The sequence below is a fragment of the Parageobacillus thermantarcticus genome, assembly GCF_900111865.1.
Classification (GTDB): domain Bacteria; phylum Bacillota; class Bacilli; order Bacillales; family Anoxybacillaceae; genus Parageobacillus; species Parageobacillus thermantarcticus.
In genome coordinates, this window is sequence record NZ_FOJS01000053.1 from 1 (window position 1) to 14,804 (window position 14,804).

General features: G+C 40.0%; 19 protein-coding genes and 1 pseudogene. 3 read left to right on the forward strand and 17 right to left on the reverse strand.

Translation table 11 applies throughout. From position 1 onward, the window contains the following. Positions 1-149 precede the first annotated feature (149 nt). On the forward strand, positions 150-698 hold the full coding sequence (locus BM278_RS15870; protein ID WP_090951665.1) for a DUF3967 domain-containing protein: 549 nt from the start codon (positions 150-152) through the stop codon (positions 696-698). A 66-nt stretch (positions 699-764) separates the two neighbouring features. On the opposite strand, the gene BM278_RS15875 is transcribed toward BM278_RS15870, so the two are convergent. The 3 genes from BM278_RS15875 to BM278_RS15885 all read right to left on the reverse strand — a co-directional run bounded on the left by BM278_RS15875 (position 765) and on the right by BM278_RS15885 (position 2,904). Next, positions 765-1,373, reverse strand: coding sequence for a replication-relaxation family protein (locus BM278_RS15875; RefSeq protein WP_143093470.1), 609 nt, complete (start codon positions 1,371-1,373; stop codon positions 765-767). Continuing rightward, positions 1,315-2,490 (reverse strand): FtsK/SpoIIIE domain-containing protein, encoded by a 1,176-nt coding sequence (locus BM278_RS15880; RefSeq protein WP_090951671.1) that lies wholly within the window; start codon positions 2,488-2,490, stop codon positions 1,315-1,317. Before BM278_RS15880 ends, BM278_RS15875 begins: the two co-directional genes overlap by 59 nt. 216 nt (positions 2,491-2,706) lie before the next feature. Beyond that, a complete protein-coding gene (locus BM278_RS15885) occupies positions 2,707-2,904 on the reverse strand; it encodes a hypothetical protein (protein ID WP_090951674.1) in 198 nt (65 codons plus the stop codon). Between the two features lie 176 nt (positions 2,905-3,080). Between BM278_RS15885 and BM278_RS15890 the strand changes: the two genes are divergently transcribed. Next, positions 3,081-3,347 carry a helix-turn-helix transcriptional regulator gene (locus BM278_RS15890; RefSeq protein ID WP_090951677.1) on the forward strand — a complete coding sequence of 89 codons (267 nt, stop codon included), beginning with the start codon at positions 3,081-3,083 and terminating at the stop codon, positions 3,345-3,347. 512 nt (positions 3,348-3,859) lie between these two features. Here the strand turns inward: BM278_RS15890 and BM278_RS15895 are convergent. From BM278_RS15895 to BM278_RS15940, 10 genes are all read right to left on the reverse strand, one after another. Then, on the reverse strand, positions 3,860-4,111 hold the full coding sequence (locus tag BM278_RS15895) for a DUF771 domain-containing protein (RefSeq protein WP_090951680.1): 252 nt from the start codon (positions 4,109-4,111) through the stop codon (positions 3,860-3,862). Positions 4,112-4,125: 14 nt separating this feature from the next. Beyond that, positions 4,126-4,371 (reverse strand): hypothetical protein, encoded by a 246-nt coding sequence (locus BM278_RS15900; protein ID WP_090951682.1) that lies wholly within the window; start codon positions 4,369-4,371, stop codon positions 4,126-4,128. Continuing rightward, complete coding sequence (locus tag BM278_RS18885; RefSeq protein WP_167359659.1) at positions 4,355-4,510, reverse strand: hypothetical protein; 156 nt, start codon at positions 4,508-4,510, stop codon at positions 4,355-4,357. The genes BM278_RS15900 and BM278_RS18885 overlap by 17 nt, the downstream gene beginning before the upstream one ends. A 1,877-nt stretch (positions 4,511-6,387) precedes the next feature. Beyond that, positions 6,388-6,693 (reverse strand): hypothetical protein, encoded by a 306-nt coding sequence (locus tag BM278_RS15910; protein ID WP_090951685.1) that lies wholly within the window; start codon positions 6,691-6,693, stop codon positions 6,388-6,390. Between the two features lie 38 nt (positions 6,694-6,731). Further along, on the reverse strand, positions 6,732-7,172 hold the full coding sequence (locus tag BM278_RS15915) for an ArpU family phage packaging/lysis transcriptional regulator (RefSeq protein WP_090951688.1): 441 nt from the start codon (positions 7,170-7,172) through the stop codon (positions 6,732-6,734). Between the two features lie 25 nt (positions 7,173-7,197). Continuing rightward, on the reverse strand, positions 7,198-8,097 hold the full coding sequence (locus BM278_RS15920; protein ID WP_090951691.1) for a hypothetical protein: 900 nt from the start codon (positions 8,095-8,097) through the stop codon (positions 7,198-7,200). 191 nt (positions 8,098-8,288) lie between these two features. Further along, positions 8,289-8,504, reverse strand: a complete 216-nt coding sequence (locus BM278_RS15925) for a hypothetical protein (RefSeq protein WP_090951694.1) — start codon at positions 8,502-8,504, stop codon at positions 8,289-8,291. Then, a complete protein-coding gene (locus BM278_RS15930; protein ID WP_090951697.1) occupies positions 8,501-9,793 on the reverse strand; it encodes a replicative DNA helicase in 1,293 nt (430 codons plus the stop codon). The genes BM278_RS15925 and BM278_RS15930 overlap by 4 nt, the downstream gene beginning before the upstream one ends. Before the next feature lie 14 nt (positions 9,794-9,807). Beyond that, positions 9,808-10,668, reverse strand: a complete 861-nt coding sequence (locus BM278_RS15935) for a DUF4373 domain-containing protein (protein WP_090951700.1) — start codon at positions 10,666-10,668, stop codon at positions 9,808-9,810. A 10-nt stretch (positions 10,669-10,678) separates the two neighbouring features. Next, positions 10,679-10,876 (reverse strand): hypothetical protein, encoded by a 198-nt coding sequence (locus BM278_RS15940; protein WP_090951703.1) that lies wholly within the window; start codon positions 10,874-10,876, stop codon positions 10,679-10,681. A gap of 112 nt (positions 10,877-10,988) precedes the next feature. On the opposite strand from BM278_RS15940, the gene BM278_RS15945 reads away from it, so the two are divergent. Further along, positions 10,989-11,912: a hypothetical protein gene (locus tag BM278_RS15945; RefSeq protein WP_090951706.1), complete on the forward strand. Its 924-nt coding sequence runs from the start codon at positions 10,989-10,991 to the stop codon at positions 11,910-11,912. A 320-nt stretch (positions 11,913-12,232) separates the two neighbouring features. Here BM278_RS15945 and BM278_RS15950 read toward each other — a convergent pair whose 3' ends face one another. From BM278_RS15950 to BM278_RS19340, 4 genes and pseudogenes are all read right to left on the reverse strand, one after another. Beyond that, a complete protein-coding gene (locus BM278_RS15950) occupies positions 12,233-12,640 on the reverse strand; it encodes a ribbon-helix-helix protein, CopG family (RefSeq protein ID WP_090951709.1) in 408 nt (135 codons plus the stop codon). A gap of 353 nt (positions 12,641-12,993) precedes the next feature. Beyond that, positions 12,994-13,884, reverse strand: coding sequence for a hypothetical protein (locus tag BM278_RS15955; RefSeq protein ID WP_090951712.1), 891 nt, complete (start codon positions 13,882-13,884; stop codon positions 12,994-12,996). A gap of 109 nt (positions 13,885-13,993) precedes the next feature. Next, the gene (locus BM278_RS15960) at positions 13,994-14,209 is read right to left on the reverse strand and encodes a hypothetical protein (RefSeq protein ID WP_090951715.1); all 216 of its coding nucleotides are present in this window, start codon (positions 14,207-14,209) and stop codon (positions 13,994-13,996) included. A 49-nt stretch (positions 14,210-14,258) separates the two neighbouring features. After that, positions 14,259-14,804 (reverse strand): annotated as a pseudogene (locus BM278_RS19340) (helix-turn-helix domain-containing protein); the annotation flags it as partial.

Below are 14,804 nucleotides of genomic sequence, written 5' to 3' on the forward strand. Positions count from 1 at the left end.
TTTATGTTGAATTATTTTTTAGCGGCTTTGGCGAATAAAGTTGCGGATACCATAAGCTTCATCAGGAAAGAAAATATTTCCGTTGCAGGATACCTACCACCACCAATAGAATGATTAACATAACAGCGTTATAACGGGAGGTAAGCGTCATGACAGATGATATAAACGAAGGACAAATATTGATGGGGCCGAGTGATGTGTGTGCTTTGCTGGGCATAAAGGAGTCCACCTTGCGAAAGTATGCCCTCATCCTTCAGGACGCGGGGTACAAGTTCCACGTCAACGACAAGGGACAGCGGGGATACTTTCAAAACGACGTTATAGTTCTAAAGCGGTTCATGGAGATAAAACAAAGTAGCGATATGACGCTCGAACAAGCAGCAGAAGCAGTAATGGCATGGGTTCAGCAATCGAACGTAGCGGTTCGCGTTATGGATAAAAAACAGGAATCAGAGCGTTATAACGATGATATACAAGCGTTAAAAGAAATGGTCGCCAAACAAAACGAGCTGTTAAAGGAACTCATGATGAGACTGGATCAGCAACAAAAATACATAGAGGAAAGCCTAAAGAAAAGGGATGAGCTTCTCATGCAGTCCCTCAAGGAGTCCATGGAGACACGCAAAATGATCGCGGCGGCCAAAGAGGAAGATGAGAAGAAGAAAAAAGGGTTTTGGTCTCGCCTATTCGGCAAATAGATAGCGCCCGGGATTCGTCCTGGGCGCAACATCATATTTAATTATAACGGTGACATAACGCTCGTTTTATTTTACTTCATCCAGCGTCAAAATAAAGGTTTCGATTCCCTTATCGTCACACGCTTTCTGTAGCAGCTGACGCTTTGCGTCATTTGTCGTTAGCCATATGAGTAACGGAAAGTATCCGTACTGTCGTTGAAATGCCCCTAATTCTTTGAGTTCCACATATTTTTCGATTTTCCGCTTGTTATTGGACATGGTTTGTGTGTGATCAATTTCTGCGAAATATAAGCGGTCATCGATCATAAATATAACATCGGGCTTAATATAAGCTTTCCCATTTATCAAGACTTCTTTTTCTACATTCCACGCCTTTGGACAGCCATAGTACAAATACAGTTCATTTCTCATGAGGATATGACGTACTTGGGCTGTCCTAGTGACTTTTTTTGTGCTACCGACCATTTCCCGTCCTTTTTTGTTGAGGTAAAACACATTTTCCTCCAGCCGGAAAGAGTTCAGATATTCTTTCATATTGGCCAGCACGCGACAAGCGTTCCGATCACTTCCTAAATTGTGCAACCGCTGAATCTGCGAACGTGTCATAAAGCCCAATTTATTTAAACTCGATAGTATAGCCATTTGGCGCTGGCGGCTCATTTGAATGGTGTTCAATAGCACTCACCCTCTTTTCCATTTTGTAAGGTTTCAAAATGTCATCGATAAACTCATTGGAGATATAAGGCGCTTGTAGAATGACCGGCTTATCCGTTAAATAAATGCATCGGCCTTTGATAAATGGGAGTTTTTCAGCTCCCTTTTCATTTAGGACGACTTCGCTGGCTTTGGCTGTCTGAAGACGGAAGCATACCTTGCTGTCGCAGTTCTGTTTAATCTGACGCGGTAGCACGTCACTGGTCGGGTACTGTGTCGCGTAGATAAGACGATACCCGACGCCACCCGCTACACGAGCGATATAACTCATAATATTTTCGCACTCTTGGCGTAACGCCTTATCTTGCCCTTTGTACCCCGCCGGGGACAGCTCCGCAGCTTCGTCCACCACGATAAAATGCCGCTCTTTTATCTTCGAATCCCGTATATTTTCGAATCCAGCCGCTTTAAAATCCTTCAATCGTTTTTCGATATCCGTTTTGATATGTTTCAGTGCCATTAACGCTTCTTGCGCATCAGAAGCAACAGAAACGACTTGCTGCAGGTTTGCGAACCGTTGAAAAGCCAAACCGCCTTTTAAATCAATGAGCGTAAAGCGAACGTGTTCCGGGTGGTTAGCGGCTAATACCGTAATAAGCATTTTTAGAAATACGGTTTTCCCGTATTGCGTTGTGCCGGCAACAATCATGTGCATGATTCGGTCGAAATCATGAAAATGAATGTCTCCTTGTTGGTCGATGCCAGTCGGAATCGTCCATCCTTTGCATCGATCGATGATCTCTTTTGTTAGTTCAAACATCTCCGGCAGTTCATTTTCGAATACTTTTACGCGCAGCATCCCGTCAAAAGAAAACTCGATTCGCTTATTTAGGGCATTTTCGAAATGCTCTTGTTTTTGTTCAATCTGGCTAAAGCTAAGATAAAAAGGCAATCGGTAAACGAATTCCGTGTACGTTTCATATTTGCGTTGCCTAATGAATTCCACAGGCTCCTGATCGTCTTTTTGCAGGCATTTCTCGAAAACTTTTTCGATCTTTTTGCGGTCATCCATTTTCTTGCCCTTTGCTACCGCCAAAACCGCCCCAGCAATGACTGGAATGAGAAACGATTCGATCATAGAAAACACCCTTAAATAAATATTTAAGTTTTGCCTGTTCGGAAGAGAGAAAATATGTGCTGACACCTTGATATGAAAGGAAAACCGATATTCTTTTTCCCTATTCCCTAGCGGTATATCGATGGGAATACCATTTAGACAGTCTTATCTGAATAGATGGACCAGCTTGTTTAGACGTTCTGATAAGAATATTTCCGCTTCCTCATGAGGACGTGCTTATAAGAATAGCGCCATTTTCCCCAGCAGCTTAACCAAGGAGAAACCTGCTCCTATGAGGAATCCTGCCTTAACGAATCCCCATTCAATATTTACTCCCCATCTTTCCAGCTCTGACAATACGACAACGGATGCTGCTGTCGCTCCGATCACCAATACAGGCATATTCAAAAACATAGAAGAAATAATGTAGCTCATGATTTCACCCGCCCTTCTCTTTGCTGTTCTTTCGCATATACGGGTAAACTAACGCCTTTCATGTTGCCTCACTCCTTGGGGTTAATTGAATTGCCTATGTTTCATGGATATTTCGATAGCTTGTACAAGTTTCCGTTTTATTGAACAAAAACGTTTAAAATTACGGATTTTTGGACATGAATGGATTTAACCAAGAAAGGGAAGGAGATGGAACGGTGTTCGGTTTGGGGAAAAAACGAAGTAAATTAGGCAAATGGCTCGATAAAAGAGGAATAAGTCAAACATGGTTAGCCAAAACATCAGGAGTAAGCAGGACCGTTATTAGTGATCTCTGCAATGGAGAAAAAAAGCATAGTCCGCGATTAGAAACCATTAAAAAGATCATGTCGGCTTTAAAAAAAATCGATCCAAATGTAAAACCGACAGACTTCTTTGATATATAAATCATCCAAATGTCGATTTAATTGGTTATTGAATACGCGTATTGAATACGCTCAAATTTGAGCGTATTTTTTATGTCAAAAACAGGTCGAAAACAGGGCCGAAAAATGTATAATAGTCGGCTTGAAAGGCTCAGCTTTTAGACCATAGAACCCTTGATAATACTAAATTGTTGCGGCGCAGACCTATGAATTAGTTCATAGATATAACTGGGTACACCTTAGACATACCCAATTATGTCTATGAATCTGTGACCGGAATTAAACTCCGCTCATAACGATCTCGAAAAACACGAGGGGGCGATAAATTATCTCCCCCTTAATATGGGTCTGCTGAAAGATCAGCACCCTCTCTTCGTTTGCTAGCTGCATCAACATCAATTTGATTTAGGTTTCATTTCAACGTTACCACTCGACGTTACTATTAAACGTTACCATTGAACGCAACATAATCCTGGGGTTAGACGGTATCATGAGATTTTAAGACACCTCAAATTCCACGATGTCGTGTAATTTTATTTTTTGTCTGACGAAAAACCCTTTTTCATGAATATGTCGCGGAAATGTTTTTCCAAGAACTCCTCCATCCGCGAAGCAATGAAGCACCAGCGTTCACCCTTCTTTTCTGGGTAGTACACAAAACCGCCATTTTCAATGTCGAGCATCGGTTTGTAGCGAGGGTGAAGTAGGATGTTCTCCTTTAGCCAATCCTCGCTGTATCCGGTCCGCTCTTTGAGATCCTGCATGGACCACCAGACTTTGTTCACGTTACCCCATCCTTTCAGACTGTTTGCTCGTCTCTCTCAATAAGCGGCACGGATGTGTCGTGGGATTTTATTTTGCGTTGCGCATCAGAATTTAATGCTTGGATAATTTCCGCATACAAAGGAGTAATAGGGACTTGTTTCTCGCCCCACTTTCGTAAAAGCTCGATTGCTTTTTCCGGGTTTATATAGGACAGTTGAGCAAGTTTAACTGGAATTTCTCGTCGCTTTTGAAGTAATTCAAGATCAATCGGCAGTGTCATTTTCGTTTGCCTCCTTTTTCCGCTTTTCTTCAGCCAAAATACGCGGAATCGACGTGCGCATAAAGAACGCGTAGACCCGCATCATTGTTTCTGTTGATGGCTGGTTCATGACGACTTCTTGTTTCTTTTCGTTATCCATATTGTCATGCTCCTTTTTTGACTAGTATTTGATCTCCTCAAATTTGAGTGCATCTTTTTTCGTCTGACAAAAATAAAATACGACGACGTCACGCTTTTTTTATGCGTCCGAAAATTCCAGTTTGCAGCACAGCATATCGTTCATTACTTTGTTTCTGTCGTACCAAAAAAATAACCGCTAAAATTGGCGTATAACGCGTTTTAAACAGCGTGGTAATGGTTTTATATCCCCTACGATTCAAAACGCTCTACGGGGCTTCTACGGGCTTTAAATGACGTTTGCTTTCTGGAACATAAAAAAAGCCCTCGCTATTGCGAAGGCTTCTCGATTATATCGACTTCTCCAAGAGACCAAAAGGCACGTTCTATTTTGTATAAGATGGTCAAGTCCAAGTAACTTATATTCTTGGTTGGGATCAATGCTCTAATCCGATTTAACTCTGCTTCGGTGAACTTGATTGGATATAATACTTCGAATTCATATTCCATTTGCTCCTCTTGCATGGCTCGAGTTCCCTCCTTTCCTGCAATTTGAAACATTGTACCCGTTCAAAAATCAGATTCGAACCCTTTTCACGAAAACGATTCGTATCAGAATAAAAAAAGGAGACGGAAAAACCGAACCCCCTTTTTTAAAAAATTGGCTGCATCAGCGGGAGAGAAATGGTTATTTCAGGGAAAAAGTGAATAAAGTGAAGAAATGAAGTAAAGTGAACGTTTTTTGACTAACTTTCTATATTTCTCTCTATAGGGACTTTCCTATACTTCTTTCACTATTATTCATTTATTCACTTTTTTCACTAAAAAAAGAGGTAAAAAAGGAAATATTTATAATATAAATGGAATTTATTTTCAAATATGTTACATAAAGACGTTAGACGAGTGAATAAACTCATTCACTTAGTGAATTTTCTGAGGTGCGGTTAGTGAATTTTTAGGATCTAGAAAACCACGTTACTATTCAGCGTTACCATTAAACGTTACCATCCAGCATTGAACGTTACCCTTAAACGTAACAAGAAAAAAGTAAGGTTTTGTAAGTTTTTTTCTTAACATTTACTCCAAAAAAAAGCGGCTTTTTTCTCCTTTTTGTAACCTTTATTGGTAACTAAAAAAGGATCCATTTCCGAAGTTCCGAAGTGAATTTTTTTGATTTTATGGAGGCGTTTTGCGGGCCTCGCGAGCCCCGCATAGGATCCCCTCTAAGAAGGACCCATGACCATACAGCGGTTTTATCTCCCCTTACGTGAGTATTTTTTCAAAAAATCTCGGCAGTTGAGGCCCACCACCGGTGCCCGAATCTGAAAAATCCTTGAAAACTTTTGACCCCGGGGGATGCTCAAACTTGAGCCAACCAATCCGTTTTCAATGGCAAATATCCCCCTTTTACGAGAAAAAACGAATTTTGTGCGCGCGAAGCTGCCCCCGCCGGTCCCCTATGCCTCTGTAAAACTTTTTTCATACCCCCTACCCATAACGTCGTTTATCCTCTGCGGTTTTGTCGCGTATGAAGGAACGGCCTCGCCTTTTATCCCCCCTTCGTATGAAAAAAGGGAGTTCTGTACACACTGAAGGGCGCCGGCGGTCTAGCAAGAGCCAGCTAAAAAAAATTTACCCTACCCCTTCCTAGTCGCCGATATGTCGGGTAGGGGGGTCACGCGCGCGGCCTGTGTGTTGTATGAAGGTCACTCAGCCGGTTCTCCATGTCTCCACTTCGTCGTCAGGCAGGGGGGCATTCAAGTCACACCCCTTTTTGAAAAACTCCCGCGCTATTGGAATTGCCTGCCCCTGGCCGGTCCCCGCTCTCCTGTCATCGTTTCGTTGGGTACGGGGGATTAAGCGAAATAAAAAAAGACCGCACATCCTTGTGCAGTCTTGTTATTGCTCCTTCAGGTATCCAACTGTTATAGCCTTGCTGCCATTACTCGAAAACAAATGATACATGAGTGCTTTATCATTATCTATCTTCTCAATGGTTACAGGTATATCAAGGCTTACAACCTTATTCTTAGCACCTGCGCCTTTGAAATGAAATAAAATACATTCGCTAAAGTTTGAAATAGAAACGCTCTTTATTGGTTGATCGAAGCGTACCCTAACACCTTCTCCGTATACCATCCATTGCAATGGTTTACCTATGAGATTATTCCTCAATTCTTGGACTATCTTCTCTGTTGCGTCCATTCCGCCCACCGCTCCTCTTCTTCAAACCAATCCTGAATCTAATCATTGAATAGCTCTTCTACGCTGATAAACCCAAGGATAACTGCCAGCTTATCCAGTGCTTTTCCTTTCAAATGATAAAACTTTCTTTCGCTTAGACCTAGTTCATTATATATCTCATAATCGTAGACATCTTCTGGCTGCATGTAGCACTGAATGATAATAGCCCGCTCCATTTCGCTACACCGGTTTACAGCCGCTTGAATCCGTTGCATATATTCCTCTCGTTCCCGTTCGTAATCTATTCTTTGAATGGCAACGGCTTCAGTAGAGGAATAGAATTGATTTGTTTTTGAAGGAGGTGCGATGGAATAAGAAGAAGTGATTTTTGGCAGCATATCATCCGGCAGCGTTAAAAGGTACATCTTGTATTTCTCTAAGGCAATTTCCACTTTTTTACGCGCTGCCTTAATGTTTTGCTTAGTGTGTTGCCGCGGCATTCATCACACCTCCAACAAATAAGAATTAGTGGATGACTTTTAAATTTGGCTTATTCGGCACTAATTCGACGATATCCCCAAATTCATCGACAGCCGCTGTATAAGTCGGTATCGGCCCGAATGTTTCTTGAATAAACTGATGAGCTTTTTCTCTAAACTCCTTGTTCCGGTCTATCTGCTCAGCCGTATAATCCACGACCATATCGAAAAAGACGCTGTCGCCGTCATCTTCCACTTTTTCAATGAAGATTGCCTCGAGGAATGCTTCAAAATCCAATTGTTCCGGAAGGCTTTCTTTCAGTTCCGGATAAGTCGGTAAGGTCACGCCGTCCCAGCTAACCCGATTATGATCAACGGAAATAAGGGAAAGAAAGTCCTCTTTGCTTATCTTCCAGCCAAGCAAGAACAGCTGCATCACGTTTTGATAAAAAAACGAAAGGTCTAACTCATCACGCTGGCATATCTCTTTCATCATGGATTTTCGATGATAAATCTCATCTAAAATTTCTTGTTTTCCCTTGAAATAAGGGCTTTTCTCTAATTCCTTTCCAAGATTGGTATATTGATTTTGAATCTCTCGCAATTGGCCATAGAGCGCATTGTTTCGTCGCTCCAGTTCCTTGATCCGTCGCCCAAAAATCTTCAAAGCCACTAGTGCATTAATAGGATTGTACTGTTTTACCCTTTTCATCTCTTCAATATCATCTTTCCAATTCTTGAATAAGGCTTCGAGATGATGTGAATTTAAATCGGGAGATTGCAGGATTTGAAAGATTATATTTTTCTTAAACGCTTTTAAAATCCGATCTGCATACGTCGATTTTAGAATGCGGTTTGTATCCGCTTCTGCCTTTAGCTTCGCTCCTTCAGAAAGGAGCAGCTGATCAATTTCATTCAATCTTTTCCGTGCCTCAAATATGTTCATATTAGACCTCCTTATTTGGCTCATAAATTTATGTGTAACTTATAGATGCTTTGGAGTTATAAGCCACTCCTTCATACCTTCTACTAGCGTTTCAATAGGCGCATCTTTAAAAGTTTCCATCAAATTCTTTAGCAATACCGTTTCGGCATTATTCTTGAGATACTCGTATACGTGCCACTGATTAACGAAGTTCATATCGCTGTTTTCTCTCCTTTCCACTTTGGTTCGTACTCTCGCAAATATTGGTTCATCTTATTAACAAAGCGTACTTGCCAATAGTAATCTAGCTTTGCTGCGGGATCATCCATTGAAAGAACACGCTTTTCCCTTACCAAGAAATCAATGAACATTAACAAACTTGGTTCGTTGTGAACAAGGGCATCACGATACAACTCGCCAACCGTCATCGTAATACCTCCGTAAAAGTATTAGTTTCTTTAAAAAACCGCATCATAAGAGTTCCTGTTTTGCCATTGCGATTCTTAGCAATCAACAATTCCGTGATCCCTTTATGTTCTGATTCAGGATCGTAATAATCATCACGGTAAAGAAACATCACCATATCTGCTGCCTGTTCAATGGCTCCAGACTCCCTCAAATCAGAAAGCATTGGCCTCTTATCCTTCCGTTGTTCTAAAAGCCGGCTTAACTGGGACAGTACAATGACCGGAACATTAAAATCCTTGGCCATTTGCTTTAAATCAAGAACGATTTCCTCTACCTCGGTGTGCCGGTTCGGTTTGCTTTCTGTCGCCTTGATAAGTGTCAAATAATCAATCATGACCACATGCTTTTTATCAGGAGCGGCTTTTATGTTTCGTCTAACAACAGCCCGCATTGCTGGAACCGTGTTTTCTCTTTCGCGGATATCGATATCTAAACTCTCCAGCCGGCCGACCGCTTCTTGATACTTATCATGCTCGGAATTTGTAAAATGTTTATTGATGTTTCGTAGTTTCATAAGGTTGATTTTGCCCTCAGTTGCAATGAGGCGATCAATAATGGCTTCTTCGGTCATCTCAATGCTAAAAAACGTAACCTTAACATTGCCTGTCTTACAAGCGTTTAAAGCAGAATTCAAAGCAAAGGCGGTTTTTCCCATTGAAGGACGGGCGCCGATCACAATTAAATCCCCTGGTTGCCATCCGTCAGTTAACTGATTCAAGGACAAAAAGCCGGTATGCGTACCGCTTAACCCTTTTGGATTGCTTTTTAAATGTTGCTGTACACGTTGATAGAGCTTGTCCTTAAAGCTGACCGATGGAGCGACCGTATCCGCTTCTAATTTGCTTATTTCTGAAATGAATTGCGTCAAATCTTGAATTTTATGCGTTTCTTTCGTTTTCTCCAAAAACTCATTCGCGTAATTAATGGCGGTCTGGACAGTGTAAAAGGCCAAAATATTCTTTTCGTAACTTTTAAACCCGTGGACAGAAGGAACAGAATTCATTAACTGGCTCAAATAGCTTACGCCGCCAATTTTCATAATGGTGCTTTCGCCTAGCATGGTAAGAGATACAAGCGAGACTTCTTCACCTTCCCTTTTGAGGGAAAGCATGACCTTAAACAATTCTTTGTGCTGCGGATATATAAAGTGATTAGGACTTAATACGGTTTCGTCCAGTAAAGAAGGATCCAACAATATACAGCCCAAAAAACATTGCTCGTTTTGAACCGCTAACTCGTATTTGTTCATGGGTAATCAACCTCTTAAGTGCCAAAAAGATTATTTATATCAATGACTTGCAACCGATTTTTAGGCTCATCGTTTTTGGATTGAGAAGTGTTCTGTTTATGTCTGGAACGAATTTCAGCCACTAACCGGTCATATTGTTTTCGAAGCTTGGAAGCACTCATCACGTTTTTCCACCAGAACGAATCACTTTGTACCCAATCGATCACTTTTGCTATGTTTTCAGGCTGTTTCCCATCAATTTCAACAAGCTTTCTCATATCGTCAGCCCAACTCTGTAAATTAGGCTCCTTAAATTCAGGGAGATTTCTTTTAATTGCTTGATAAAGACGTAAAGCCAATTGATAGTAAGGTGAAGCCTCGTCATAAACTCGTTTTTGACGAGAAGATATATTTTTATTTAATTTACTCTTATTTACTTTACTTGCATTGCGTTCGCTATGCGTTTGCATTGCATCTGCATTGCATTCGCTTTGCTCTTGCTTGGAATCGCTAGGATCCGCATCATTACTGGATTTTGCCCACCTTGCCAACGCCGCTTTACGGGCTTTTTCGCTCTTTTCGTCGTAATTTTTCATGCGTCTTAACAACGATTCAGACCAAAAATATTCCCCATCTGAACGCAGCAATTCAAACTCATTTATGCACGCATATGCAAACTCTTGCGCTGCATCTGCAGTGCATTGCATTTGCATTGCGAGTGCATTCCATGTGTATTTATTAATCTTTATCTTGTAATCCGTTTGTTCTCGTAGCATCTCAATAATTATCCAGTACCATCCATACCCCTCCGATCCATAAACACTTCGCATGGCCAATATCTTTGGATCGTTACGGGCATTGCTGTCGTGAGGAAAATAATAAGCATCCTTCGCCATATCCCCTCACCTACGCTTCCCGCTGCGCTAGCTCCCGCTTTAATTCCTGAATCGCATCCATAACCATTCTTTTTCGTTCGCTGGACATTTCTGTGCGTAACCATCGTGTAAATGTAGCCTCACTAATGCCTAAATGTTCCGCAACCATCCATTGATGTAGACCAGATTCGCGAATGGACCGACGAATATCATCGTTTCTCTTAACCAAAATGCATACCCCCTTAAATAACAATCGTCATCGTTGTAATTACATTATAAATCCTGTATTATTTAGTTATAAGGTATTAAAAACGGTATGCGAAAGGGGTATTCAAAACGGTATGCATAAAACATTTTCATTCCCTATACATTGTGAATCGCCTCAAGTAAAACCTGATTCTGTTGAAGTGAGAAACGTAAATGGGGAAGTTGTAATATTCGCATCAATAAACCCGCCTGACTCCCATGCCTTCGAAGCGTACGACGTATTCGATAAAGTTGAAATCATTCCATCACTCGTAAAAATGGTTGAAAAAATCAAAAATGGTGGGAACAAAAAGAAAGAGATAAAAAAATGGGTAAAAGAGTGGGGACTATTAAAGGGATCACTCACAAAAAATGAATTCGATCAATATGAAATGAGGCAAAGCATAGACTCATTTTGGAGAGAAGCCGAAAAGCTATACGACCTTTGGAACTTACATAAACACACAGTAAACAGAGATTTAGAATCCATAAAAAAACATGTCCAGAAAAAAGAGAAAATATATGACAGCCACACATTAAATACAGACTTTATCCACGATGAAGAATCTGGTACCTATCTATTCTTCTCGGAGTCAGAATCAAAAGTAAAAGTTGCGGAATTTTTCCTCTTCAGCAATAAAGATTACAAAGCAAAAGAAATAGCAATATGGGATGAGTCAGAAGAATTAGTAACATATCAATACATTTGTATGCATTACATATTAAACCAAATAGAGGAACACGTTTCTAAAGGTATCCTAAGACACTATTGGTTAAAACGCGATTCGTATCAGGAAAAGGATTACTTCAAAATAGAGCCAATACTAACATTCAATAATCTTTTAGACGCATTATATATGCAACTCTTCATCCTAATGACGGAAAACGAAAAGAAAATATGTCCCGTATGTGAGCATCCATTCACTCCTGAACGCAAAGATAAAAAATATTGCTCTGAAACATGCTACCTTACCGCTAAAAGTAGACGATATCGAGCCAGAAAAAACGCTGCCATGTAAAACATGCTTTTTCCTTCACTGTGAGAGAGCATATTTTTTTCTCTACACTATTCATTTAGAACATAGTGTTAAATAAACAATAAAAACAGTTTCCAAGTCTTTAAGGCAGAATTCCATCTTTAATTTCAAAGAAAAAGATGCTTCTCGTAATGGCTGCTTTCATTCTCCCCCCTCCCCTCGCGTGAGATTTCGCAAAAAAATTTTTTCCGCTTGACCCCCTCCCGTTGAACAACTCCCCTAAAAAGAGCCAAATCTTCGAATGGGGGGGATGTCTAAAGTTATCCCTTCGTCTGTTTTTCGGACGAATTTCGTACGAAGGATCACCAAATCTTATATTTAAGCTGGCCAATAAGCTCACGGATCGCCTCTGACTCCGTCAAATTTTTCGTCCGACAATATTTTTGTAGAAGCTCATATAGTTCATCATCCAGCCGCACTGTAATTCGATGTTCTCTTGTCTTTTCTTCCTTCGGTCTACCTCGTTTTAGCTTCTTCCGCTCATACGTCAAATCATCATGCACAATCACATCCAGATACCCGAACCGATCGTAAATGTTTTTATGTTTCTGTACGAACTCCTCCCACATTTGCGGGATCCGATCAATTAACCTAAGATATTCCCGCTGAAGTTCCCATTTTTCCTTCTCCGTTGATGGCCTCCGCTTATTAAACACAGATAAAATAAGCACTTGGAAATCATGTTGCTCATAGCAACGGCCTTCCTTCATCAGACATCCCCTCTTTCCTAAAGCAAAAACATTTTTTGTCTGACATTATTTATTTTGATTATAATACGTAACACTAAACAAAACAATATTTTTTGTCAGACATAAAATAATTAATGAGATTCTAACTTGGAACCCCACCCAGTCCAAATTTAAGCTGCCCAAACAATTTAAAGCTACTTACCAAATTGATAACCAGAACACCCTAGTCCAAGTTTGGACTGCCCCCCCTCTCAGAAATGACTGGATAGAGCATCCACCCATAGATCACTAAAATACTCAAAAATGAGTAAAAGAAAAACGCCCTAAGTAATACTTAGAGCGCCATATCATAGACAAAAATCAAGCATTCTTATTTAATCATCTAACAATGAAGCATGAATTTTTTCTAAAGTAACCTTAGTTGCCTTAAGCTTTTCCTCTCGTTCAAGCTCATACAACTTCTCATCAAGTATCAATTCAATCCCCAACTTTACATGAGGAAAAATCTTTAAACAAACTTCCTCGCTTAATTCATGGATCCCCTTGCTCAATATTCCATATATTTTTCGATTTTCAACCAAATATTGAGGTAAGAAGTCTTTCAACGAGAGAATTTTTTCATCCATTCTCTTATTAGAAAAATCATTATCAACCCAATCTGGAGAAGACTTAGCTTTATCATATGCTTCCTGAATCAAATATTCGAAAATACGTCTTAAATAAACAAAAGCTCCAACTCCAACCCCGTGAGATGATAATCCTATACCTTTGCTAAACTCAAGATATTTCTCTTTACTAAGTACTTTTCTATATTTTCTAATATCTAGCTGATTCAAATCAGCTAAAGAAGGATACTGACCTACCTTTGCTATTTTGTTTCCCTTCACAAGATAGTTCAATACAATCTTATGTTCTTCATCCCTGGTACAAGTAAATTCTTTATTTACAAAATACAACTCACCATTTGTTAAACTATCATATAACCCCTGCTTCCAGTTTTGCAAATCAACGCCAGCAAAATGAGGGCCCCTAACATTGCCAGCGTTGACATACGTATTATAGATCTCCACAAGAGGATACCCTCCCCGACCATTTTTAACGGCATGAAAAGTACTATTCCTTTTACACTCCACACAATAACAGTCAATAATTCCTTCATAAAAAAGAATTTCTGCTACATTGGGCATATCCTCATAAGTAAACTCTTCAAATCTGTAAATCGGAGTATTTAGAATAAAATCCTCGACAGATACAGAGAAAGCCATAAAATCCCCCCTAACAAAGACAGCCTGTCCAACACGGTTTAAAGAGACACACCATTTCACGGAAATATATGTTCTTATAGTTCCTTTTTTAACTGTTGAACACGTCTGATTAATAATGGGATTCGTATTTTACACGATCTATAGCAACCAATGCTTTAATTTCGTTTCCGTCCTTAAAAACAGAAACAACTTCCCAACCCATGTTGGAGACCTCATCAAGAGCTTTAACAAAGCTAACGCCTGCAGTAACATCTATGTATTCCGCTCCACCCAAATTGAGGCTCCATTGCTCACCATATTTGCCTAAAATAGCATGCTTTTTCACGAATAATCACCTCCCCAATAATCAGTCAGATCAGTTTTATTCTTTGTGTTTAACGATATTTTCGTAGTCTCTCTTCCAATTCTCTTCTTTTTTGCTCCAAATCATGCAATTCTTCGTCAATTGAACTTTCTTGCTGACTGTAATCCATGTTGAGCCAGTCAGGTACTATCTCTTTTCGGACTGCCGCTTTCCCTAATGTTTTTGCATCTGAAGATGATGCAGGTCTTTGGTATGTATCCATTCCTTTCTTTAAGCGGCGTTTGATGCTACGGATTTTACCGGTCGTTTCTGTTAACACATGATCCAAAATGCTAGCAAACTCGTATTCATTAAAACTTTCTTTATTTGCGTTGTAGACAACAGAAATATCAAAAATCGATATATTATCACCAACCAACCGATCTAAATTGCGTAACAATACTTGCTTAATGGATAGTGGCAAATCACATTGCTCAATCTCTTCTCTGGTTGATTGGTAATTTTCATTTGTAATTTTCATTTGTAATTTTGATTGGTTATTTTCCCCGGAACTTTTAGTACCGGACCTAGCGGAACTTTTTGTTCCGGTAGTAGCGGAACTTTTTGTTCCGGTAGT